The sequence below is a fragment of the Kitasatospora sp. NPDC002522 genome (assembly GCF_053595195.1).
Map to the genome: position 1 here is coordinate 41,062 of NZ_JBSFXE010000010.1, position 22,866 is coordinate 63,927.

22 protein-coding genes are annotated in these 22,866 nt (G+C 73.2%); 9 read left to right on the forward strand and 13 right to left on the reverse strand.

Annotated features, from left to right (window positions below):
- Positions 1-84: 84 nt before the first annotated feature.
- On the reverse strand, positions 85-1,140 hold the full coding sequence (locus tag ACWD4U_RS10860) for a phosphatidylinositol-specific phospholipase C domain-containing protein (protein ID WP_363459137.1): 1,056 nt from the start codon (positions 1,138-1,140) through the stop codon (positions 85-87).
- A gap of 226 nt (positions 1,141-1,366) precedes the next feature.
- On the opposite strand from ACWD4U_RS10860, the gene ACWD4U_RS10865 reads away from it, so the two are divergent.
- The gene (locus ACWD4U_RS10865) at positions 1,367-2,701 is read left to right on the forward strand and encodes a DUF2254 domain-containing protein (RefSeq protein ID WP_363459138.1); all 1,335 of its coding nucleotides are present in this window, start codon (positions 1,367-1,369) and stop codon (positions 2,699-2,701) included.
- A gap of 68 nt (positions 2,702-2,769) precedes the next feature.
- Here the strand turns inward: ACWD4U_RS10865 and ACWD4U_RS10870 are convergent, their stop codons facing one another.
- From ACWD4U_RS10870 to ACWD4U_RS10900, 7 genes are all read right to left on the reverse strand, one after another.
- The gene (locus ACWD4U_RS10870; RefSeq protein WP_363459140.1) at positions 2,770-3,711 is read right to left on the reverse strand and encodes a cytochrome c oxidase assembly protein; all 942 of its coding nucleotides are present in this window, start codon (positions 3,709-3,711) and stop codon (positions 2,770-2,772) included.
- 115 nt (positions 3,712-3,826) lie between these two features.
- A complete protein-coding gene (locus ACWD4U_RS10875; protein WP_363459141.1) occupies positions 3,827-4,834 on the reverse strand; it encodes a 2-hydroxyacid dehydrogenase in 1,008 nt (335 codons plus the stop codon).
- An 80-nt stretch (positions 4,835-4,914) separates the two neighbouring features.
- Complete coding sequence (locus ACWD4U_RS10880; protein ID WP_363459143.1) at positions 4,915-5,940, reverse strand: 6-phosphofructokinase; 1,026 nt, start codon at positions 5,938-5,940, stop codon at positions 4,915-4,917.
- A gap of 261 nt (positions 5,941-6,201) precedes the next feature.
- Complete coding sequence (locus tag ACWD4U_RS10885) at positions 6,202-6,930, reverse strand: type 1 glutamine amidotransferase (RefSeq protein ID WP_363459190.1); 729 nt, start codon at positions 6,928-6,930, stop codon at positions 6,202-6,204.
- An 86-nt stretch (positions 6,931-7,016) separates the two neighbouring features.
- Entirely contained in the window at positions 7,017-8,273 is a 1,257-nt protein-coding gene (locus ACWD4U_RS10890) for a MurT ligase domain-containing protein (RefSeq protein ID WP_363459144.1), read from the reverse strand.
- A 184-nt stretch (positions 8,274-8,457) separates the two neighbouring features.
- The gene (locus ACWD4U_RS10895) at positions 8,458-9,852 is read right to left on the reverse strand and encodes a GNAT family N-acetyltransferase (protein WP_363459146.1); all 1,395 of its coding nucleotides are present in this window, start codon (positions 9,850-9,852) and stop codon (positions 8,458-8,460) included.
- Positions 9,853-9,986: 134 nt separating this feature from the next.
- Positions 9,987-11,426: a pyridoxal phosphate-dependent decarboxylase family protein gene (locus tag ACWD4U_RS10900; RefSeq protein WP_363459148.1), complete on the reverse strand. Its 1,440-nt coding sequence runs from the start codon at positions 11,424-11,426 to the stop codon at positions 9,987-9,989.
- Between the two features lie 68 nt (positions 11,427-11,494).
- Between ACWD4U_RS10900 and ACWD4U_RS10905 the strand changes: the two genes are divergently transcribed.
- Positions 11,495-12,727, forward strand: a complete 1,233-nt coding sequence (locus tag ACWD4U_RS10905) for a benzoate/H(+) symporter BenE family transporter (protein ID WP_363459150.1) — start codon at positions 11,495-11,497, stop codon at positions 12,725-12,727.
- A gap of 167 nt (positions 12,728-12,894) precedes the next feature.
- Here the strand turns inward: ACWD4U_RS10905 and ACWD4U_RS10910 are convergent, their stop codons facing one another.
- On the reverse strand, positions 12,895-14,013 hold the full coding sequence (locus ACWD4U_RS10910) for a hypothetical protein (RefSeq protein ID WP_363459151.1): 1,119 nt from the start codon (positions 14,011-14,013) through the stop codon (positions 12,895-12,897).
- Positions 14,014-14,284: 271 nt separating this feature from the next.
- Between ACWD4U_RS10910 and ACWD4U_RS10915 the strand changes: the two genes are divergently transcribed.
- Positions 14,285-14,590, forward strand: a complete 306-nt coding sequence (locus tag ACWD4U_RS10915; protein ID WP_363459153.1) for a hypothetical protein — start codon at positions 14,285-14,287, stop codon at positions 14,588-14,590.
- A gap of 48 nt (positions 14,591-14,638) precedes the next feature.
- The gene (gene glmS / locus ACWD4U_RS10920) at positions 14,639-16,480 is read left to right on the forward strand and encodes a glutamine--fructose-6-phosphate transaminase (isomerizing) (RefSeq protein WP_363459155.1); all 1,842 of its coding nucleotides are present in this window, start codon (positions 14,639-14,641) and stop codon (positions 16,478-16,480) included.
- A gap of 69 nt (positions 16,481-16,549) precedes the next feature.
- Here glmS and ACWD4U_RS10925 read toward each other — a convergent pair whose 3' ends face one another.
- A complete protein-coding gene (locus ACWD4U_RS10925) occupies positions 16,550-17,653 on the reverse strand; it encodes a calcium:proton antiporter (RefSeq protein ID WP_363459157.1) in 1,104 nt (367 codons plus the stop codon).
- Between the two features lie 79 nt (positions 17,654-17,732).
- On the opposite strand from ACWD4U_RS10925, the gene ACWD4U_RS10930 reads away from it, so the two are divergent.
- A complete protein-coding gene (locus tag ACWD4U_RS10930; RefSeq protein ID WP_363459158.1) occupies positions 17,733-18,581 on the forward strand; it encodes a polysaccharide deacetylase family protein in 849 nt (282 codons plus the stop codon).
- A 22-nt stretch (positions 18,582-18,603) separates the two neighbouring features.
- Here ACWD4U_RS10930 and ACWD4U_RS10935 read toward each other — a convergent pair whose 3' ends face one another.
- Complete coding sequence (locus ACWD4U_RS10935) at positions 18,604-19,182, reverse strand: helix-turn-helix domain-containing protein (protein WP_363459160.1); 579 nt, start codon at positions 19,180-19,182, stop codon at positions 18,604-18,606.
- A gap of 108 nt (positions 19,183-19,290) precedes the next feature.
- On the opposite strand from ACWD4U_RS10935, the gene ACWD4U_RS10940 reads away from it, so the two are divergent.
- Together ACWD4U_RS10940 and ACWD4U_RS10945 are read left to right on the forward strand one after the other, a co-directional pair.
- Entirely contained in the window at positions 19,291-20,715 is a 1,425-nt protein-coding gene (locus ACWD4U_RS10940; RefSeq protein ID WP_363459161.1) for an MFS transporter, read from the forward strand.
- 134 nt (positions 20,716-20,849) lie between these two features.
- On the forward strand, positions 20,850-21,257 hold the full coding sequence (locus ACWD4U_RS10945) for a hypothetical protein (protein WP_363459163.1): 408 nt from the start codon (positions 20,850-20,852) through the stop codon (positions 21,255-21,257).
- Here the strand turns inward: ACWD4U_RS10945 and ACWD4U_RS10950 are convergent.
- Both ACWD4U_RS10950 and ACWD4U_RS10955 read right to left on the reverse strand, forming a co-directional pair.
- A complete protein-coding gene (locus ACWD4U_RS10950) occupies positions 21,238-21,639 on the reverse strand; it encodes a barstar family protein (RefSeq protein WP_363459165.1) in 402 nt (133 codons plus the stop codon). The genes ACWD4U_RS10945 and ACWD4U_RS10950 overlap by 20 nt on opposite strands.
- Before the next feature lie 45 nt (positions 21,640-21,684).
- Entirely contained in the window at positions 21,685-22,131 is a 447-nt protein-coding gene (locus ACWD4U_RS10955) for a MarR family winged helix-turn-helix transcriptional regulator (protein WP_363459166.1), read from the reverse strand.
- Between the two features lie 59 nt (positions 22,132-22,190).
- Between ACWD4U_RS10955 and ACWD4U_RS10960 the strand changes: the two genes are divergently transcribed.
- The gene (locus ACWD4U_RS10960; RefSeq protein WP_363459167.1) at positions 22,191-22,541 is read left to right on the forward strand and encodes a hypothetical protein; all 351 of its coding nucleotides are present in this window, start codon (positions 22,191-22,193) and stop codon (positions 22,539-22,541) included.
- The gene (locus tag ACWD4U_RS10965) at positions 22,538-22,852 is read left to right on the forward strand and encodes a DUF2568 domain-containing protein (RefSeq protein ID WP_363459169.1); all 315 of its coding nucleotides are present in this window, start codon (positions 22,538-22,540) and stop codon (positions 22,850-22,852) included. The genes ACWD4U_RS10960 and ACWD4U_RS10965 overlap by 4 nt, the downstream gene beginning before the upstream one ends.
- Positions 22,853-22,866: the final 14 nt, after the last annotated feature.

The following is a 22,866-nucleotide window of genomic DNA, read 5'->3' on the forward strand; positions in this document are numbered from 1 at the left end:
CGTCACCGTACGAGGCCGCTTCGTCCGGTATCTGATGATTCGTCACCGACACGGGCGAATGTGACAATACGACCTCGCGGGTGGTCAGCCGCGGGGCAGGACCAGGGACTGCACCTCGGGCAGGTGGCGCCAGTCGGAGGAGACCAGGGTGGCGTGCGCGCCGGCGAGCTGGGTGACGCGGGCGCGGGCCTGGTCGGCGGTCGGGTCGGTGGCGCTGATCGCGGGGGCGACGTTCTGCGCGTCGGTCATGCTGACCAGGTAGTGCCGGGTGTCGTACCAGGAGGTGTCGATGCCGTTCAGGTACGCGGCGGCGTCGCCGTCGAAGACCACGAACCAGGGGCGGATGGTGGTCTCGGAGTAGCCGGTGCGCGGGTCGCCCGCGGCCGCGCCGTGGACGGCGGGGAAGACCCGGGCGTCGCCGATCCGGCCGGCGGCGGCCAGGTCGCGCAGGTGGCGCGCCTCCTCGACGTCGGTGTGCAGGGTGTCGAAGGGGTTGCCCTCCTCGACGGTGCCGGGGATGACGTAGACCAGGGCGCGGCCGGCCAGGCTCGCGCGGCTCGGCCAGTTCCCGGCCCGGGCGGCGTCGTCCAGGGTGGCGTAGCTGCCGCCGCCGGGCTTGGCGAGCAGGTCGGCGGGGCGGAAGGCGGCGCTGCCCAGGTGCGCGGCGATCAGCGAGTCGAGCTGGGTCGGGCCCATGCCGCTGCTGGCGGCGAAGCCGGCCTTCAGCTCCAGCTTGACGGTCAGCGGGCCGGCGGTGGGGTGGGCGGCCAGCCAGACCCGGACGTCGTCCAGGCAGCTCTCCAGGTTCTTGTTGGCGCCGCCGGTGTACAGCTGGGCGGGGGTGGAGGCGTTGACGCAGTTGTTGGAGTTGCCGAGCGGGTTGGAGTGGCTGACCTTCCACTCCTTGGTGATGGTGTCGGTCCAGGCGTCCAGCTCGATCATCGAGGTGCCGGTGTCCAGCGACTGGGCGAGGAAGCCGAAGGCGGCCGGGTCGTAGGTGTTGTGGATGCCGACGCCGGTGGTGGAGGCGAACGGCAGCTCGGCGGGCGTGGCGGCGTCGGCGGCGCCGCCGAACCGAGTGGGGATCAGGAAGGTCGCGGCGAGCACGGCGGTGGCGGCGGCGGTGCGGCGGAGGTTCATGCGGTCCCCTCGTCGGTCGGACGGCCCGGTGATCGGCCGGTCAGCGAGCAGGATGGGCCGCCTGAACGTCTTTGAGGTGACATGACAACAAAGTGTGGCGGAAGCTGACACGGCGTCAAGCGGTGTGCGTGCCGCACCTGGCCCGCGAAGCGCGCGTGCCGGACCGGGCCTGCGGGGCGCGCGTGCCGGACCGGGCCCGCGCGGCGCGCGCGGTTAGCCTGACCCGATGAGCGAGCCGCAGCCCCCCGCCCCGCCCCCGCCGGCCGGACGCCGGCCGAAGTACCGGGCGCTGTCGCCGCTGCGCGAGCACCTGCGGGAGTCGTTCTGGTTCGCGCCGCTGCTGACCTGCCTCGGCGCGATCCTGCTGGCCGGGCTCACCGACATGCTGGACCGGGCGATCTTCGAGGAGGCCACCGCCTCGCAGACCGCCGACAACCTGCTGTCCTTCACCTCGGCGGCCAAGAGCGTGGTCTCCACGGTCAGTTCGGCGATGCTCACCTTCATCGCCGTGGTGTTCTCCATCTCGCTGGTCGCGCTGCAGATGGCCGCCAGCCAGTTCAGCCCGCGGGTGCTGCGGCTGTACGTCCGCAGCCGGCTCACCAAGGCCACCTTCGCCACCTGCCTGGCCACCTTCGTCTTCACGCTGCTGGTCCAGCTCGGCTACGACGACACCACCGACCCGGCCCGCGCCATCTCGGTGCCGATCGTCTCCACCGTGGTCGCGCTGCTCCTGGTGATGCTCAGCCTGGCGCTGTTCGTGCTGTACGTGCAGGCCACCCTGCGGCTGCTGCGCGTCCCGCACGTGATCGACCGGGTCACCCGCGAGTCGCTGGCGGTGCTGCAGGACTACCGCTGGCTCGCCCCCGACCTCGCCCCCGCCGACGCCCCGCCGCCGGTCGGCCTCACCCTGCTGCACGAGGGCCGGGCCGGGGTGCTGCGGGACGTCAACATCCGCTGGCTGGTCCGGGTCGCGCGGCGGCACGACACCGTGCTGCACCTGATCCCGCGGATCGGCGACTTCATCGCCACCGGCACCCCCACCGTGGTGGTGGTCGGCGGCACCCCGCCCCGGCCGCGCCGGATCACCACCGCGCTGAACGTCGGCGTCGACCGCACCATGCACCAGGACCTCAGCTTCGGCTTCCGGCAGCTGGTCGACATCGCCATCCGCGCCCTCTCGCACGCCATCAACGACCCCACCACCGCCGTCCAGGCCGTCGACCGGATCCACCAGCTGATCGCCGTGCTCGCCCCGCTGCCGCTCGGCGAGCTCCAGCACCGCGACAAGGACGGCGCGGTGCGCCTGGTGCAGTCGGTGCCCGGCTGGCAGGCCACCGTCGACCTGGCCTTCACGGAGATCCGGATCTGCGGCTCCGGCCACCCCCAGGTCACCCGCCGCCTGGTCGCCGCCCTCGACGACCTGCTGCGGATCACCCCCGAGGAGCGGCGCCCGCCGCTGCTGCGGCAGCGTCAACTCCTGGACCGCGCGGTCGCCGCGGCGGTGCCCGATCCGGAGAACCGCGCGTTCGCGCTCGAGCCCGACCGGCAGGGGATCGGCTGACAGACAGAGATCCGCCCGAGGAGGGGGCTCCCTCCTCGGGCGGATCAGGGTCGCGACGGGTCCGGGGCTCAGCGCGCCCGGTTCAGCGAGGCGAGGTAGTCGTTGTACGCCGCCAGCTCCTTGTCGCCGTCCCGGTCGGCGGCGCGGTCGCGGCGGCGGGCCTGGCGTTCCTCGGACTTGGCCCACTGCAGGGTCAGCGCGATGAGCACGATCGCGGTGGGGATCTCGCCGAACGCCCAGGTGATGCCGCCGGCGATCTGCTGGTCGGCGTGCAGGTCGGTGCCGGGCGGGGCGGCGCCCGCGGAGAAGGTGGTGACGAGCTGGCCGGTGGCCATCATCACGGCCACGCCGAAGAAGGCGTGGAAGGGCATCCCCATGAAGAGCTCGATGATCCGCAGCACGAAGCCGGGCCGGTGCGGGCCCGGGTCGACGCCCATGATCGGCCAGAAGAACAGCATGCCGACCGCGAGGAAGTGGCCCATCATCGCCAGGTGCCCGACCCGGTACTGCATCAGGAAGTCGAACAGCGGCGTGAAATAGAGCACGTACAGGCTGGCGATGAACGCCGGGATGGTGAACGCCGGGTGCGAGACCACCCGGACGTAGCGGCTGTGCAGCAGCGCCACCAGCAGCTCGCGGGGGCCGCGGCCGCTGCCCTTGCGGGCGGGGCGCAGCGCGCGCAGGGCGAGCGTGATGGGGGCGCCGAGCAGCAGCAGGATGGGGGAGAGCATGGACAGCACCATGTGCTGCATCATGTGGGCGCTGAACAGCACCATGCCGTAGTCGTTGAGGCCGGTGTTGGTGACCAGGAAGACGGTGGCGACGCCGGCCGTCCAGGCGATCGGCCGGCCGATGGGCCACTTGTCGCCGCGGCGCCAGAGCCGGACCGCGCCGGCCAGGTAGAGGCCGAGGGCGAGCGCGCAGAAGACCAGGTAGGGCCAGTCCGGCGACCACTCCAGGGCTCGGGAGACGGTGAAGGGCCGGAGCCCTCCGCCCCCGTGGTGGTGCATCCCTGCCATGCCGTCGCCCATCGGGCGGCCCCGCTTTCGTCCATGCCGTCCGGCTCCGCGGCGCAGCGGCGGTCCGGTTTGGTCCGGTTCGTTCGGACCAAAGCCTAAGCGGCGCTTACGGGCCGCCGGTCAGCGCCCCCGGCACCAGGGTGTTGTCGTTGGTGCGGCCCGCGGCGAAGTCCTGCACGTTGCGGGCGGTGGCGTCGATGATCTGGCCGACCGCGGTGCGGGTGAAGTACGCCTGGTGCGAGGTGACCAGGACCTGCGGGAAGCTGATCAGCCGGGCCAGGGTGTCGTCGGTGATGCCCTGGACGGACCGGTCGGTGAAGAAGACGTCGGCCTCCTCCTCGTAGACGTCCAGGCCGACGCCGGCCAGCCGGCCCGCGCGCAGCGTCTCGACCAGGGCGGTGGCGTCGACCAGGCCGCCGCGGCTGGAGTTGACCAGGATCGCGTCGTCCTTCATCCGGGCCAGCGCGGCGCCGTCGATCAGGTGGTGGGTGGCGTCCAGCAGCGGGACGTGCAGCGAGACCAGGTCGGCGGCGGCGAGCAGTTCGTCCTTGTCGACGTAGCGCATCCCGAGCGCCTCGCACGCGGGGTTGGGGGCGACGTCCCAGCCGAGCAGGGTGGTGCCGAAGCCGGCCGCGATCCGGGTGAAGCACTCGCCGATCTTGCCGGTGCCCATCACGCCGACGGTCATGCCGTGGATGTCGCGGCCCATCAGGCCGTCGAGCCGGAAGTCGAACTCGCGGGCCCGGTTGACCGAGCGGATCAGCCGGCGGTTGACCGCCAGCGCGAGGGTCCAGGCGTGTTCGGCGACCGAGTAGGGCGAGTAGTAGGAGACCCGGGCGACGGTCAGGCCGAGCTTCCCGGCGGCCTTCAGGTCGATGTTGTTGAACCCGGTGGAGCGCTGCGCGATCAGCTTGGTGCCGCCGGCCGCGAGCAGGCCCAGGGTCTCGGCGTCCAGCGCGTCGTTGACGCTGCTGGAGACCACGGGGAAGCCGGCCGCCAGCGGGGCGGTGTCGGCGGTGAGGAAGACGTCCAGCATCCGCAGCCGGTGGGTGTCCAGGGCGGCGGCCAGCAGCGGACGTTCGTCGGACTGCACTCCGTAGGCGAGGATCTCCATGCCCGGAGGCTAACCCCGGGGGCGCGGGCGGAACACCGCGACGCGCCCCCGACGGTTCGTCAGGCCGTAGGACGGACCGGTCAGACGACGGTCTCGGCCTCGAGGTAGCGCTCGGCCGGGACGGTCTTCAGCTCGGCGACGGCCTCGCCCAGCGGCACCAGCTTGATGTCGGTGCCCTGCAGCGCGGTGATGTGGCCGAACGCGCCCTTGTGGGCGGCCTCCACCGCGTGCCAGCCGAAGCGGGTCGCCAGCACCCGGTCGTAGGCGGTCGGGGTGCCGCCGCGCTGGGTGTGGCCGAGGATCACCGGACGGGCCTCCTTGCCGAGGCGGTGCTCCAGCTCGCGGGAGAGCTGGGTGGCGATGCCGGTGAACCGCTCGTGGCCGTACATGTCCTTGGTGCCCTCCTCCCACGGCATGGTGCCGGGCTCGGGCTTGGCACCCTCGGCGCAGACCACGATGGCGAACTTCTTCTGCCGGTCGAAGCGCTCGCGGACGACCTCGGTCAGCTTGTCGATGTGGAACGGGCGCTCCGGGACGACGATGGCGTGCGCACCGGCGGCCATGCCGGCGTTCAGCGCGATCCAGCCGGTGTGACGGCCCATCACCTCGACGACCATCACGCGCTGGTGCGACTCGGCGGTGGTCTTCAGCCGGTCCAGCGCCTCGGTGGCCACCGACACGGCGGTGTCGAAGCCGAAGGTGACGTCGGTGCAGGCGATGTCGTTGTCGATGGTCTTCGGCACGCCGACCACCGGCAGGCCCGCGTCGCTCATCAGCTTCGCGGCCTTCAGGGTGCCCTCGCCGCCGATCGGGATGACCGCGTCGATGCCGAGGTCGGCGCAGTACTTCTTGGCCCGCTCGACACCGTCCCGCAGGTGGCCGGGCTGCACCCGGGACGAGCCCAGGATGGTGCCGCCCTGGGCCAGGATGCCGTTCACCGACTCGAGGGTCAGCGGGCGGTGCACGCCCTCCAGGAGACCGCGCCAGCCGTCCTCGAAACCGATGATCTCGTCGCCGTGGTCGACCACCCCCCGGTGGACCACGGACCGGATGACGGCGTTCAGGCCGGGGCAGTCACCGCCGCTGGTCAGGACACCAATTCGCATTGCTTTGCCAACTCCCGAGGAGATCGGACGGCCGGACTGGTGGGTGGGGATCGGACATAGCGTCCGAAACTGACCTGCTGCACAGCATACGGTCCCTGCGTCCGGCCAGGCGGAAACCGACGCGGGAGCGGCATCCTCGACGCACCTCACGTAACTGCGGCCCGGCCGCCGAGGAGGGTGGTGCGTCCGAGCTTCTCTATTGTTCTACGAATCCGGCCCGTCGCGGGGCGGCTGACCACATCGCGGTCAGCCGCCCACGGCTCACGCCGGGCGGCTGGTGGCGGCGATCCGCTCGGCGCGCAGCGCCTCGTACCAGGTCGTGTCGGCCGGCGGCAGGGCGTTGACGTCCAGCGCCAGCTTGATCAGCAGGTCCGCGACGGCGGGGTTGCGGGCCATCACGGGGCCGTGCAGGTAGGTGCCGAAGACGGTCTCCCGCCAGGCGCCCTCGGTGCCGTCGCCGGTGCCGTTGCCGCGGCCGACCTGCACGGTGGCCAGCGGGGTGACGCCCTCGCCGAGGTGGGTGACGCCCTGGTGGTTCTCGAAGCCGGTCAGCTGCGGCAGGCCGAGCTGCGGGTCGACCTCGGCCAGCACGTCGCCGACGCAGCGGGCGCCCTCGCCGCGGGTGGTCCACACGTCGAGCAGGCCCAGGCCCTGCTCGCGCTCGCCCAGGTCGTTGACGAACTCGTGGCCGAGGATCTGGAAACCGGCGCAGACCGAGAAGATGATCGCGCCGTTCTCCGCGGCCCGGACCAGCCCGCCATCGCTGCGCAGCCGCTCCGCCGCGAGCCGCTGCGGCCGGTCCTCGCCGCCGCCGATCAGGTAGATGTCGCCGCTGGTCGGCACCGACTGGTCGGAGCGCACGTCGATCCGCTGCACCCCGAGCCCGCGCTGCCGGGCCCGCCGCTCGACGACCAGCGCGTTGCCGCGGTCGCCGTACGTGGACAGCAGGTCCGGGTAGACCCAGACCACCCGCAGGCTGCTCTCGCTCATCCTCGAAGACCTTCCGAACTGGGTGCCGTACTGCTGCTGCTCGCCGTACGACTGCTCGCCGTACTGCTGGTAGGGCTGATCGGTCATCAGGCGACGACCGCCTTGCGCAGCTGCTGGAAGGCCGTGTAGTTGGCGATCGCCTCGATCCGGCCGGCCGGGGCGGCGTCCACCGCCTGCGCCAGGGTGTCGACGACCTGGAACTGCAGGCCGGCCACCTCCAGCCGGACCGCCAGGTCGAGCTTGCGCTGGCCCATCACGAAGATCGGGTGGCCGGCCAGGCGCTCGTAGTCGACGTCCCACAGCCAGGAGGTGTCGGTGCCGTCCGCGTCCAGCGCGTTCACCGACAGCACCACCGGGGCGGGCGGGCCGTCGATCAGCGAGAAGGTCTCCAGCCAGCCGGCCGGGTTCTTCGCCAGCAGCAGCCGGACGTCCCGGCCGTGGAACTGCACCACGTCGTAGCGGCCCGCCACCGCGGTCACCGACTGCATCCGCTGCAGCGCGACCTGCGGGGCCACCCCGAAGACCGCGGCGACCGCGGCGGAGGAGGTGGCGTTGGCCAGGTTGGCCCGGCCCGGCAGCTGCAGCTGGATCGGCCAGGCGCCCCGGTGCGGGTCGATCACGTGGGTGCCCTGCAGCGCCCAGTGCGGGTTCGGGCGGCGGAAGCCGCAGTCGCCGCAGAACCAGTCGTCGCCCGGACGCTGCATCACGCCGCCGCAGGACGGGCACGACCAGGCGTCCTCCTTCCACGCCTGCCCGGCGGCCACCCAGACCACCTTCTTGCAGGACGAGGCGGCCCAGGTCACCAGCGGGTCGTCGGCGTTGGCCACGATCACCGCGTCGGTGTCCTTCAGGCCCTCCCGCCACTTCTCCGCCATCATCCGGGTCTCCGCCGCGCGGTCCAGCTGGTCGCGGGAGAGGTTCAGCAGCGCTATGGCCTTCGGCCGGGTGTCCCGGGCGACCATCGGCAGGTACTTCTCGTCCACCTCGATCACGCCGAACTTGGCGTCCGAGCCGCCCGCCAGCGCGGAGGTGATGCCGGCCGGCATGTTCGCGCCCAGCGCGTTGGAGACCACCGGGCCGGCCGCCCGCAGCGCCTCGGCGATCAGCCGGGTGGTGGTGGTCTTGCCGTTGGTGGCGCTCACCAGCACCACGTCCAGGTGCTCGGCCAGGGTGGCCAGCAGGTCCGGGTCCAGCTTCAGGGCGACCTTGCCGCCGATCACCGACCCACTGCCGCGACCAGCCTTCTGGGACAGCGCGGCGGCCATCCGGCCGGCCGTCACGGCGATCTTTGCGCGTGCGGGCAGCGAGGCGTCGCGCGCGGCTTCCGAATCGGTGCCTGGCATGCTCAGGGGTTCCTCCTTGCTGCGGCACCGCCCGGGCCGTTCGACGGCCCACGGGCGGCAGGGACGGGCTCAGCCTACCCACTCCCGCCCGGACGTTTGAGCAGGGGCGACATCCGAACCCGAGCCGCACCCGGACGGGCCCCGGGTACGGAGCACCCGCTCCGCGCCCGGGGCCGTCACACCGTCAGCGGGCCGCCCACGGCGCCGGCAGCTTCTCCGCCGCCTCCGCCAGGTGCGCCGTGATCACCAGCGTGCCGTCCTCCACCTGGTAGTCCAGCGGCGCCTCCAGGCGGCGCATGGTGGAGATCAGCCCGGTGTTGGACGAGGTGGTCACCGCGTACACGGTGCGCACGCCCGCCTCCAGGGCCAGCGCCGCCATCCGGCGCACCAGGTCCACGCCCAGGCCCCGGCGCTGCCAGGCGTCCTCGACCAGCAGCGCGATCTCCGCGCCCTCGTCGTCCCACATCAGGTGCGCCAGCGCCACCAGCCGGCCCTGCGCGGTCTCCACCGCCAGGGTCTGGCCGTGCCGCGGGTCGAGCAGGTGGTCCAGGTAGCGGTCGGCGTCCCGCACCGGCCCGTGGTAGCGGCGGCGCAGCGACTCCGGCGAGCAGCGGGCGTGCATCGCCAGCGCCGCGGGCTTGTCCTCCGGGGTGGCCCGGCGCACCGTCAGGTCGTCCCCGGCCGGGCGGGAGATCCGCGCCGCGACCTGCGGCACCCGCGGGCCGAGGACGGTGTCCAGCTCGACCAGGGCGCGGGCCCGGGCGAACTCGGTCGGGGTGAACGGCAGCTGCGGCCGGGACAGCTCCAGCAGGTCGCCGCCGGGCAGTGGCAGCCGCATGGTGTGCCCCTCCACGCCGGCCGGGGTGGAGTCGCCGCGGCCCGGGAACTGCCGGATCGCGGTGCGCCCGAACAGCTGCCGGAGCGCCACCGGCAGCTCCGCCGCGTCCAGCGCGGTGCGGGTGGCCAGCGCCAGCACCTGGCGCGGCACGTCGACCAGCTCGTGCGGGTCGGCCCGGTCGGTCCAGATGTCCCAGCCGCCGCCCGCGGCGACTGCCGCCGCCAGCTCGGTCCGCGGCAGCGCCTTCGGGGCCCGCACGATGAACTCGTCCACCGTGAAGTCCGGCAGCGGGTGCGCCTGCATCGAGACGATGCTCACCCGCCGCTCGGCCAGCGCGCTGCACACCCGGGCCAGGCTGCCCGGCTCGTCGGACACGCTGGTGCGCAGCCGCCACAGCGTGCTCTCCCCGCCGGCGTCCAGGCCGTCCGCCGCGCCGTCGCCGCGCCCGGCGTCGCCGCTCACCGCGACCCCGCCGGGCGGTGCGGGGGTGTCGGGTGCCGGCGGTCCGTGCGGGTGCCGGTGGGCGAGCCACCCGCGAAACAGTGCCGTGGCGAGCATGGCCGCCGCCGAGGCGACCAGCAGCACCGGCCCGTCGTGTCCGTGCACCACCACGTTGGCGACCAGGTCGGCCGCCGCGACGGCGGCGAAGACCGCCGCCAACTCGGTCGTCTCCCGCCGCCAGCGCTGGCCGCGCATCCTGGTGTTCCGGTGCTTCTGCTCGGTGTACGCCGTCTTCTCCATGCCAGCATGGTGGCGCTCCGCTGTTTCACGATCACGAATCCCCCGTGACCTCACGGTTAATGTCTGCGCGAACCGGTTTCCCCCGGATCAGCGCTGATCCGACCGGTACGCAGACATTGACGAGTGACGGGGTGTCAGGAGTTCCGCCCGAGAGAGGTGAGCAACTCCGCGCCGGCCGCCTTCACCTCGTCGAGCAGCAGCCGCAGGTCCGCCTCGGTGGTGGTGGCGTTCAGCAGGCAGGCCCGCAGCACCTCGGTGCCCCGGTAGACCGCGCCGGTCAGGAACACCCGCCCGCGCAGCTGCACCGCAACCGGCAGCCGCCGGTTGAGCTCCTCGACGACCGCCTCGTCGACCCCGGCCGGGCGGTACCGGAAGGCGACGATCGAGGTCTCCACCGGCGCGAGCAGCTCCAGCTCCGGGTCGGCCTCGACCCACCCGCCGAGCTGCCGGGCCTGCGCGGTGCAGTGCGCGACGTCCCGGGCCACGCCCGAGCGGCCACGGTGCGCGATCGACGCCCACACCTTCAGCGAGCGGAACGGCCGGGTCTGCTCGGTGCCGTACTCGGAGAACCAGCCGAGGTCGCCCGCCGCGTCGTCGCGCAGGTAGGACGGCACCAGGCTGAAGGTGCCGCGCAGCTGCTCGGCGTCGCGGACCAGCGCGCAGCCGCAGTCCACCGGCACGCCCAGCCACTTGTGCGGGTCCAGCGCGAGCGAGTCGGCGCGCTCCATCCCCTCGTACCGGTGGGCGATCGTCTCGTCCAGCACCCCGAACGCGCCGTACGCGCCGTCGACGTGGAACCACAGGCCCTCGCGCTCGGCGAGGTCGGCGATCGGCGTGAAAGGGTCGACCGCGCCGGTGCCGACGGTGCCCGCCGAGGCCACCACCAGGAACGGCAGCCGGCCGGCCGCGCGGTCCTCGTCGATCGCCTCCGCCAGGCTGGCCAGGTCCAGGTGCCCGTCCGCGTCGGTGCCCACCACCCGCAGGTGGCGGCTGCCCAGGCCGAGCAGCTCGGCGGCCTTGCGCACGCAGCTGTGCGCCTCGCCGGTCACGTACCCCACCAGCGGCGGCAGGCCCGCCAGGCCGTCCGCCCGGACGTCGTGGCCCGCCCGCTGGGCGGCGCGGTTCCGGGCGGCGGCCAGGCAGACGATGGTCGCCATCGAGGTGCCCGAGGTGAGCAGCCCGCCGCCCGCCGGGTGCGGGAAGCCGACCAGTTCGGCGATCCAGCGGACCACCGCCCGCTCCAGGTGCACGTCCGCGTGGTCGCCGCCGGCCGAGCTCGGGTTCATCGCCGAGGCCGCCAGCGTCGCCAGCACGCCGGCCGGCTGCGGCGAGGAGTTCACCCAGCCGAAGAACCGCGGGCTGCCGTTGCCCATCGGGTGCGGCATGAACCGCTCCTCGACGGTCTTCAGCAGCTCGCCGAAGTCGACGCCGTCCTGCGGCAGTTCGAGGTCCAGCAGAGCCGTGCGCTCGGCCGGGTCCATCGGCTGCCACACCGGCCGCGACGGAAGGCCCGTCAGGTAGTCCGCCACCAGCTCCGCAGCCGCCTGCGCGGCACTCCTGAAGTCATCGTTCACGAGGTCGATCGTATGCGGGAGGCATCGGCGCCCGGCCGCCAGGGCCGCGGCTCCGCCATACTGCCCGCGTGACGGAACAGCGGACGGTGACGCGGGTCGGGACGGATCGGGAACGGCGGGACGGGGAGGGGCGGCGGTCGCTGCGGCAGGACGTGTCGGCCCCGGCGCTGCTCGCGGGGCTGGTGTGCATCGCGGTGTCCTTCTCGGGCCCGCTGGTGGTGGTGCTGGCGGCCGCCGCGGCCGGACGGCTCGACCAGGCGCACACCGCGTCCTGGATCTGGGCGGTCTCCATCGGCAGCGGCCTGACCTGCCTGCTGCTCAGCTGGTGGACCCGCACCCCGGTGATCACCGCCTGGTCCACGCCCGGCGCGGCCCTGCTGGTGGTCAGCCTCGGCGCGTACCCCTACCGGGAGGCGGTCGGCGCGTTCCTGGTCAGCAGCGTGGCGACGGCGCTGTTCGGGGTGACCGGGCTGTTCGGGCGGCTGATGCGGGCGATACCCGTGGGGATCGTCAACGCGATGCTGGCCGGCATCCTGTTCACCTTCGGCGCGGGCATCTTCACCGAACTGCGGGCCGCGCCGGTGCTGGTGCTCGGCAGCTTCGCCGCGTTCCTGCTCGCCAAGCGGCTGCTCCCGCGGTACGCGGTGCCGGTGGCGCTGGTGGCCGGCGCGGTGCTCGCGGCCGCCACCGTCGGGCTGCCGCTGCACCTGGGCGGCGGCGGCCCGGTCCGGCCGGTGTTCACCGTGCCGGCGTTCTCCTGGGCCGCGCTGGTCGGCCTGGCGCTGCCGCTCACCATCGTCGCGCTGGCCTCGCAGAACGCGCCCGGCCTCGGCATCATGCGGGCCGCCGGCTACCAGCCCGACGACCGGCTGCTGATCACCGCGACCGGCGGACTGTCGGTGCTGCTCGCGCCGTTCGGCTCGCCGGGCGTGAACCTGGCGGCGATCACCGCCGCGATCTGCACCAGCCTGGAGAGCCACCCCGACCCGCGCCGCCGCTACGTGGCCGGGATGTCCGCCGGCGCGCTGTACCTGCTGGTGGGCAGTTTCGGCGGCATGCTGGTCGCCCTGTTCACCGGCCTGCCGCACGCCCTGATCGCGGTGATCGCCGGCGTCGCCCTGCTGGCCGCCTTCCAGGGCAGCCTGGCCGCCGCGGTCGCCGACGAGTCCGGCCGCGACGGCGCGGTGGTCACCTTCCTCGCCACCGCCTCCGGCATGAGCGTCGCCGGCATCGCCGCCCCGTTCTGGGGCCTCCTGCTCGGCGTCGCCACCCACCTGGTCCTGACCGCGCGCCGGCGCTGACGCCCTCCGGGCGGGAGACGGGCGGGACGGAGAGCCCGGCCCTGCTCCCCGCTGTCGGCCGGCCCCGGCGGAGTCCTCCGGGCGGGGGCCGGGAGTCCCGGGTCCGGAAACGCCGTGCGGCCCCGCCCGGGCCGGGCCGGGGGAGCCGCACGGGTCCTGACGAGGCGTCAGTCCAGGGTCGCGGACATCCCGCCCGCGGCGCGGCAGTAGCCCTGGATCTCCTTGTTGGTGATCTTGCCGCAGAGCCGGGCGGCCGCGCCGGACTCGGTGTAGTTGACGGTGTAGTAGCTGACCAGCCCCTGGGTGCAGGCCTTGCGCTGCCAGGCGTCCTTCGCGGTGGCGCACTGCTGCGCCGCCCAGTCCTCGCGGTCCAGGTTGTACTTCATGGTGCGGGAGCCGACGCCCCGGCTGCAGTCGTTGCCGCCGCCGCCCGCCTGCAGGCACCACTGCAGGGCCTGCGCGAAGACCTCGGGGTGGTTGGCGTAGTCGTGCGAGGACAGGTAGAAGGTCGGGGCGTAGAAGTAGCACGCCGACTGGAAGAGCGAGGGCTGCTCGGGGCACGGGTAGAGCGGCTCGGCGGCGAGCTTGTCCGCGGGGAGGTTCGCCTTGGCCTTCTCGTCCTCCTCGTCGGGCGCGAAGAGCTGCATGAAGACGCCCTCGGAGCAGGTGATCCGGCGGCTCTCGCTGGGGAACTTGTTGCACAGGTCGCGGGCGGCGGGGATGTCCTGCTTGGTGACGAACATGATGCCGTGGCCGACGCCGTGGATGCAGGGGCCGGTGTTGGCGGGGGCGCACAGCGACAGGATGTCGTGCTGCGGGTCCTTGGAGTTGGCGAGCATCTCCTCGACCGCGCCGTGCAGGTAGCCGGCCGCGCAGGTCTCGTGCGGGAAGGAGATCACCTTCTGGAAGTCCTGGTGGTAGCGCTGCACTGCCGCGTGCCCGAGCTCGTGGGCGATCGGGTGGCAGAAGCGCACCGTGTAGGGCTTCTCCTTGGTGGTCTTGTCGAGGTCGGCGAGGGCGACGCCGGGGTCGCTGGCGTCCATCTCGGCCATCAGCTTGTTGCGCAGGGTGCTGCGGGTCCAGACCGCGGGGTCGCCGGTGGGGGAGGCGGCGGCGCTCGGGCTGCCGGGTGCGGCGCCGGTCCGGCCGGGGGCGGTGCCCGGCGGGGTGCCGGGTGCGATGGCGGCGGTGGCGGTGCCGGGCGTCCAGTCGGTCACCACGACGGACCCGAGGCCGAGTGCGGCCAGCAGGACGGCGGTGACGACGGCGAACACACGCGGTTGCATGACGGACGGTCCCCCTGAGATCGACACGGACGGTACGCGGCCCATCCTGCTGGGTGACCGCCGGAAACCCCGGCCCGGACACCGCCATCAGATGAAGGTGCCCGGGTGCGATTCACCCGATCACCGCCTGCACACCGTCCTTCAACGACGACCCCACATCATAGGTGCGGCTGTGGACGGTTGTTCGACCGCCACCTGCTTGCCGGGAAAGCGCCCCGCGGGAGCGCCACGACTGGTCGTCCTGCCCGATTTCGGGCAGGATCTTTGGCATATGGAGACTCGACGCCTAGGCTCCCCACCCGTGCCTGTTTCACCGCACCCTCATGAGGACCTGATCACCCACCTCACCAGGACCACACCGTTGGCTCCCGGCGAGGCGGCCCGGGTCGTCGCGGAGGTGCTCGCCTACTTCGCGGAGCCCACCGAGGAGTACGTGCGCCGCCGTCACGGTGAGTTGCAGGCCAGGGGACTGACCAACGAACAGATCTTCGCCCGCCTCGGCGGCGAGCTGGCCGCCCGCCGGGTGGCCGCCCCGCAGCTGTCGGTGCGTCAGCTGCGGCGGATGGTCTACGGCTGATCCGGTCCCCGCCCAGCACCCGCCCCACGAACCTCAGGAGTCCACGTCATGTGCGGAATCGTGGCCTACATCGGCCCCAAGGACGCGTCCCCCTTCCTGCTCGAAGGGCTGCAGCGGCTGGAGTACCGCGGCTACGACTCGGCCGGCGTGGCGGTGCTCGCCCCGGCGACCAAGGCCGCGCCGGCCAAGCTGCGGGTCTGCAAGGTCAAGGGCCGGGTGGCCGACCTCGCGGCCGCCGTGCCCGCCCGGTTCAAGGGCTCGGTCGGCATCGGCCACACCCGCTGGGCCACCCACGGCGTGCCCTCCGACGCCAACGCCCACCCGCACACCGACAACGCCGAGCGCATCGCGGTCGTCCACAACGGCATCATCGAGAACGCCGACGAGCTGCGCGCCAAGCTCACCGCCGAGGGCGCGGTCTTCCGCTCGGAGACCGACACCGAGGTGCTGGCCCACCTGATCGCCGCGCACCGCGCCGAGGCCGGCGAACTCGAGGACGCGGTGCGCGCCGCGCTCAAGCTGGTGGTCGGCACCTACGGCATCGCGGTGCTGGACGCCGAGCAGCCCGACCGGATCGTGGTGGCCCGCAACGGCAGCCCGATCGTGCTGGGCATCGGCGAGAAGGAGATGTTCGCCGCCTCCGACGTCGCCGCCCTGGTCCGCTACACCCGCCAGGTGGTGCACCTGGAGGACGGCGAGCTGGCCACCGTCCGCGCCGACGGCTTCCGCACCTTCACCGAGGACGCGCGCACCGTCACCCGCCAGCCGTCCACCGTCGACTGGGAGGTCGGCTCCTACGACACCGGCGGCTTCGCGCACTACCTGCTCAAGGAGATCCACGAGCAGCCCGCCGCGGTCGAGCGCACCCTCTCCGGCCGGCTCGACGAGCGCTTCGCCACCGCGCACCTCGGCGGCCTCAACCTGGACGCCCGCGAGCTGCGCGAGATCCGCCGGGTCAAGATCCTCGGCTGCGGCTCCGCGTACTACGCCGGCGAGATGGGCGCCCAGCTGATCGAGGAGCTGTCCCGGATCCCCGCCCACTCCGAGCCCGCCTCCGAGTTCCGCTACCGCAACCCGGTGATCGAGGCCGACACCCTGTACGTCGCGGTCAGCCAGTCCGGCGAGACCTACGACACGCTGGCCGCCGTCCAGGAGATCAAGCGCAAGGGCGGCCGGGTGCTCGGCGTGGTCAACACCGTCGGCTCGGCGATCGCCCGCGAGTGCGACGGCGGCATCTACCTGCACGCCGGCCCGGAGATCTCGGTCGCCTCCACCAAGGCCTTCACCTCCACCGTGGTCGCCTTCGCGCTGCTCGCCCTGCACTTCGGCCGGATCCACGACCTCTCCCCGGCCGACGGCCGCCGGATCGTCGCCGCGCTGAAGGCGCTGCCCGACCAGATCCGCGAGGTGCTCGCGAACGGCGACGCCATCGCCAAGCTGGCCGAGGCGTACGCGGAGTCCGAGGGCATGATGTACATCGGCCGGGTCCGCGGCTACCCGGTGGCCCGGGAGGGCGCGCAGAAGCTCAAGGAGATCAGCTACGTGCACGCCGAGGCGTACCCGGCGAGCGAGCTGAAGCACGGTCCGCTGGCGCTGATCAACCCCGACCTGCCGACCGTCGCGCTGGTGCCGGACGACGAGCTGCTGGACAAGAACCTCACCACCCTCGGCGAGATCAAGGCCCGTTCCGGCCGGGTGCTCGCGGTCGCCCACCGCGAGGTGGACGCCAAGCTGGCCGACCACTGCGTGCTGGTGCCGCGCAGCGAGCCGGAGCTCGACCCGCTGCTGCTGAACATCCCGCTCCAGCTGCTCGCCTACCACGCGGCGGTCTCGCTCGGGCGGGACGTCGACAAGCCCCGCAACCTGGCGAAGAGCGTGACGGTGGAGTAGTCCGCCCGGCCCTGGACGCCCCGTCGCCCTGGACGCCCCGTCGGGAACCCCCGGCGGGGCGTCCGCGCGTCACGGGCTGACCGCGAGCACCAGGTAGGCCGCGAGGATCGCCAGGTGGACGCCGCCCTGGAGCGGGGTGGCGCGTTTCGGAATGACCGTCAGGGTGCCGACCGCGACCGTCAGGGCCAGCAGGATCATGTGGGTGGCGCCGAGGCCGAGTTCGAGCGGGCCGGAGAGCCAGGCGGAGGCGACGGCGACCGCCGGGATGGTCAGGCCGATCGAGGCGAGCGCCGAGCCGAGCGCCAGGTTGAGGCTGATCTGGACGCGGTTGCGGATCGCCGCCCGCACGGCGGCGATCGACTCCGGGAGCAGCACCAGCAGCGCGATCACCACGCCCACCACCGCGTTCGGCAGGTCCGCCGCGGCGACGCCGCGCTCGATGGTCGGGGAGACGCCCTTGGCCAGGCCCACCACCGACACCAGGGCCAGTGACAGCAGCGCCACGCTGACCAGCGTCTCGCGCCGGCTCGGCGGCTCGGAGTGGTCGTCCATCGGGTCGACCACCTCGCCGGCCGGAGTCACCGGCAGGAAGTAGTCGCGGTGACGGACCGTCAGGGTGGAGACGAACAGGCCGTAGATGACGATCGAGGCGGTCGCCGCGAAGACCAACTGCGTGGTGTTGAACTGCGGGCCCGGCGTGGACGTGGTGAAGGTCGGCAGCACCAGGCTGAGTGTCGCCAGGGTGGCGATCGCGCCGAACGCGGCGCCGGTGCCCTCCGCGTTGAACACCGCCACCCGGTACTTGAGCGCGCCGACCAGGATGGACAGTCCGAGGATCCCGTTGCAGGTGATCATCACCGCGGCGAAGACGGTGTCCCGGGCCAGCCCCGCGCTCTTGTCGCCGCCGTCCGCCATCAGCGTCACGATCAGCGCCACCTCGATGATGGTCACCGCCACCGCCAGCACCAGCGATCCGTACGGCTCACCCACCCGATGGGCGATCAGTTCCGCGTGGTGCACGGCCGCCACCACCGACACCGCCAGGAAGACCGCCACCAGCGCCACCACCGGCCACGGCAGATCGCGCTTCCAGGTGGTCAACAGCAGCAGGAACGCCATCACGGGGGCGACGGACGTCCACTGCAGGTAGTGCGGTCGAGGGGAGGCAGCCATACGGCCGAGCTTGGCAGATGGCCGACGCGCCGCCCGGAAGTGACACTCGTGGCAGACCTCACGCCGGAGGGAGACGTCCATGCTCGAACGCCGCAGGCTGTTCGGCGCCGTCCTCGGCCTCGCCACGGCCGGCTGCGCCGCGCCCGCCACCCGGACTGACCAACCGTCAGCCACCCCGCCTGCGTCCTCGGCTCCCGCCTCCGCTGCGCCGCCCGGTGCGTCGTCGAGCGCGCCCCCGGACCGGGCGGCGGTGGTGGCCCGGTACGCGGGGCTGGCGCCGGCGCAGTGGGGCACCGAGGTGACCGGGGTGCGGACGACGACCTCGGGGACGGCGCTCGCGCTGACCTTCGACGCCTGCGGCGGCCCCGGCGGGGACGGCTACGACGCGGAGCTGATCGGCGTGCTGCGCCGACTCGCGGTGCCCGCGACGCTCTTCCTGAACGCGCGGTGGATCGACGCCAACCCCGGCCCGTTCCACGAACTCGCCGCCGACCCCCTGTTCGAACTCGGCAACCACGGCACCGCGCACCGCCCGCTCTCCGTCACCGGCCGCGCCGCGTACGGGATCACCGGCACCGCGGACGCCGGCGCCGTCTACGACGAGGTCGCGGGCAACCACGCCAAGCTCACCGCCCTGCTCGGCCGCCCGCCCCGGTACTTCCGCTCCGGCACCGCGCACTACGACGAGATTGCCACCCGGATCGTCGCCGACCTGGGCGAGGGCGTGGCCGGCTTCAGCGTCAACGGCGACGCCGGGGCCACCTTCACGGCCGAGCAGGTCCGGCGTACCGTCGCCGCCGCCGGGCCCGGCGCGATCGTCATCGGCCACGTCAACCACCCCGGCTCCGGCACCGCCCCGGGCTTCGCCGCAGCGCTGCCCGCACTGCTCGACGCGGGCCGTCGCTTCCGCCGGCTGTCCGACGACTGACCGACCATCACCTGACCAACCGTCAACTTCCGTGCGTGGTCGGGCTCGGAGCCTTCGGGCGGTCGCCGTGCGGGCCGAACATGTGCAGGATCTCCACCGCCGTCCCGTCCGCCGGGCCGAACCAGTGCGGCTCGCGGGTGTCGAACTCGGCGACCTCGCCCGGGCCGAGCAGCGACTCCCGCTCGCCGAGCACCAGGCGCAGCCGCCCGGCCAGCACGTACAGCCACTCGTAGCCCTCGTGGCTGACCAGCTTCGGCTCGCGGGGCGGCAGGACGTGCTTGAAGACCTGGACCCGGCCCGGGTACTGGGTGAGCGGCACCAGGACACCGCCGCCCGCGCGGGGGACCGGGGTGAGGTGGACGCGCGGGTCGCCGGTGGCCGGGGCGGCGACCAGTTGGTCCAGGGTGACGTGGTGCACCTTGGCCAGCGGGATCAGCAGGTCGAGGGTGGGGCGGCGGTGCCCGGACTCCAACCGGGACAGGGTGCTCACCGACAGGCCGGTCGCCTCGGCCAATGCCTCCAGGGTCAGGGCGCGCTCCCGGCGCAGGGTGCGCAGCCGGGGGCCGATGGCGTCGAGGAGGTGCTGCAGGTCAGGGTCCACCCACCTACTCTGACGGATTTTGCGATTGTCGCAAGAATCGTGGCCCGCAGAGGCCGCCCCGCCGCACCCTGACCAGGACCGTTGCACCTCCTGGAGAAGGGACCTCCGATGACCTCCGTTCTGACGGCGGCTCAGCCCGCCGCCCCGCAACTCGGCCGACGCAGACGCTGGACGGTGCTCGCCGTCTGCTGCCTCAGCATGTTCCTGGTCGGCCTCGACACCACCGTGGTCAACGTCGGCCTGCCCGAGATCGGCCGCAGCCTCGGCGTCGACACCCGCGGCCTGGAATGGACCGTCGACGCCTACACCATCGTGCTGGCCGCCCTGCTGATCACCTCCGGCGCGCTCGCCGACCGCTTCGGGCGGCGCCGCGTCTTCCAGTGCGGGCTGGCGCTGTTCGGCACCGCGTCGCTGCTCTGCGCGCTCGCCCCCGGCGCCGGCACCCTGGTGGCGGCCCGTGCGCTGCAGGGCGTCGGCGCGTCGATGCTCAGCCCGGTGGCGCTGGCCATCGTGGTCAACGCGATGCCCGACCCGCGCGAACGGGCCCAGGCGATCGGCGTCTGGGCGTCCGTCTTCGGCCTCAGCATGGCCGTCGGGCCGGTGGTCGGCGGGGCACTGCTGGGCGGATTCGGCTGGCGGGCGCTGTTCTGGGCCAACGTCCCGGTGATCCTGCTCGCGCTGCTGCTCACCGCACTGCTGGTGCCCGAGTCGCGCGGCGCGCGCGACCGGCGGCTCGACGGGATCGGGCAGCTGCTGCTGATCGCGGTGATCGGCGGCTGGGTCGCACTCGCCATCGAGGGCCCGCGGATCGGCTGGACCTCGCCCACCGCGCTGGTCGGCGCGCTGCTGGCCGCCACCGCGACCGTGGCGTTCGGCCTGGTCGAGGTACGGCGGGAGGAGCCGCTGATCGACCCGCGGCTCTTCCGGCACGTCAGGTTCGGCGGCGCGGTGCTGGCGGCCGTCGCGCTCTTCACCGCACTCGGCCTGACCCTGCTGCTCTCCACCCTCTACCTCCAGCACACCCGCGGCCTCAGCCCGCTGGCCGCCGGCGCCGCGACGCTGCCGATGGCCCTCGGCGCCACCGTCTGCGCCCCCTGGTCCGGCCGCCTGGTCGGCCGCCGCGGGCCCGGCCTCCCGCTGACACTGGCCGGCGCCTTCCTGGCGGCCGGCGGCCTCCTGCTGCTCGCCCTGGACCGGACGACACCGCTCGCCCTGCTGCTCGTCGCCTACCTCCTGATCGGCACCGGCTTCGGCTTCGCCAACGCCCCGATCACCACCACCGCCGTCAACTCCCTCCCCGCCGACCGCGCCGGCGTCGCCGGCGCCCTCACCTCCACCGCCCGCCAGTTCGGCTCCGCCCTAGGCATCGCCACCGCCGGCGGCCTGGTCGCCCACACCACCCCCGCCACCCTCGCCACCGCCGCCCGCCCAGGCTGGCTCCTGATCACAGCCTGCGGAGCCCTGCTGATCGCCCTGGCCCGCTGGACGACTGCACCTGAGCGGGCGTCAGGTGGTGATGCGCGTCGCGGCTGAGGGCCCCCAGAGTTCGACAAATCGGATGGCGTGGTCGACCGCCTCACCCCCACCAGTGGGCCGGCGCCGCCAAGATCGGTCCGCAGAATGCAATCGATTGTCCCGTTCGGAGGTTGAGACCCTAGCCTGTGCCGATGTCGAGCCTTCTGAGCGTGGCGGTATGTCCCGGTCGTGAACTCGCCTACCCGGCGGCCCTGCAACGCCTCGCGGGCATGGGCGGGATCCCGCTGGTGTGCGTCGAGTGTGGATGTGGCGCCACCCACCTGGTGGTGGTGTCACCCGAGGGCTCGGAGGTTGTCGCCTCGGGAGACGGCTACCTGCGTGCCAGATTCGAGTCGCTCGGCTGGGTGCGCTCGACCGTGACCGCCGAGGGCGGCGTCTTCCGCCACTACATGGTCCCGAACGCCGACCGGTCCCTGCTGGACGGGTTCCTCGCGCACCTGGCAGCCCGGGTGGCCGGGCCCCAGGCCGCGGCTGCCCACACCGGCAACAGCCGCCCCGTGTCGGCACCGGCGTCCGCGCCTACAGCAGCAGTGAATTGAAGGACTTGCCCGGCCGGTCCGGGTTGTGACCCCAATGGCGACCTGCGTGGTTGAGGATCTCGAGGAGTGTCTCGCGGCCTTCGGCGGACTCCTGCAGCATGAGGGCTGACCGCTCGATGACGATCAGGTAATGGTCGGCGGGCGCCCACCCCATGTCGCGAAGGCAGTCCGAGAGGGCGTTCCAGTTCCAGCCGAAGTAGGCCGGAAGCCGTAGCCGGGCACTCATCTGTTCGAAGACCCCTTGCGCGTCGCCCATGTCGGCGCCATCCAGCCAACCCACGTAGCTGGTCCCCGGCGGCGGCAGGAGGAACGCCGGGTGCCGGGCGTCCTCCGCCGAGTGGTGCACCCACGGCGCCTCGCCAGTCCAGTAGTGGTCCGTCATCCCCGGGTTCCTCGTGAGCGGCTGAGCGACCGTCAGGTCTGGTGGCTAGTGCGGGACCTGCTGGTCGCCGAGGGTGCGCAGGGTGTGGGCGAGGGTGGTGCGTTGGGCCTCGGTGAGGCCTGCGGTGAGTTCGGTGTCGGCGGCTTCGGCGGCTTCGGCGCAGCGGGTGAGGAGGCGTCGGCCTCCGGCGGTGAGGGTGAGGACCTGGCGGCGGCGGTCCTCGGGGTCGCGGACGCGTTCGACCGCGCCGAGTTCCTGGAGCTGGTCGGCGAGGGCCACGATCAGGCTGGGGGCGACGCCGAGGCGGGTGGCCAACTCCTGCTGGGAGGCGGCCGATCCGGCGTCGAGCGCGGCCAGCAGGCCGGCGTGCTTGGGCTTGAGCCCGAGCGCCTCGACCCGGGCGGCGAAGCGGTCGGAGGCCAGGGCGCCGAGGGTGCCCAGGTTGAAGACGAGTGTGGCGCGCAGCGCGGCCGCTCCCTTGACATCGCTCATGGGCAGAATGATACCGTCCTCATATCGTTCAATGCTCGAATGATTCACGGGGGGTTGGAATGGACGTTCTGTCGGCGGTCAACGCGCTGGCCGCGCTGGTCAGCGCGGGATCGAGCGTGGCGGGGGTGGTGCGCCCGGGTCTCGGGTTGCCCGCGGGTGAGCCGGTCACGCTCGGGGCGCACGTGTACGCCCGGGCGTACGCGGTACGGGCGGTGCCCCTGGGGGTGGCGACGGCGGTGGCGGTGACGGCGGGCGGAGCCGCGGTGGCGTGGCCGATGCTGCTGGTGTCGGGGCTGGCCCAGGTGGGGGACTCGGCGATCGGGTTCCGGCAGCGGAACCTCGGTATGGCGTTCGGTGCGGGCGCGTTCGCGGTGCTGCACCTGGTCTCCGCCTGGTGGGTGGCCCGATGAGCGGGCTGACGGTCGTCGACGTGGCGGCGTTCCTCGCCGAGCTGGCCGTCTACGCGGCGGCCGCCTGGTGGGCCTGGCGTCGGCCCGGTCGCCCCGCCGTCCGACTGGTCCTCGCGGTGGCGGCCGTCGTCGGACTCGCCGTGCTGTGGGGCGAGTTCGCCGCGCCGACCGCGGACCACCCGCTGCACGGAGCGGCCCGCGCCGCGTTCGAGGCCTGCTGGTTCGGCGCGGGCGCGACGGCCGCGTACCGCGCCGCGACCGCGGGCGCGCGGGAACGGCGCCGTGACCGGGCGGGCGCCGGGCGAGGGTGAGGGTGAGAGGCGGC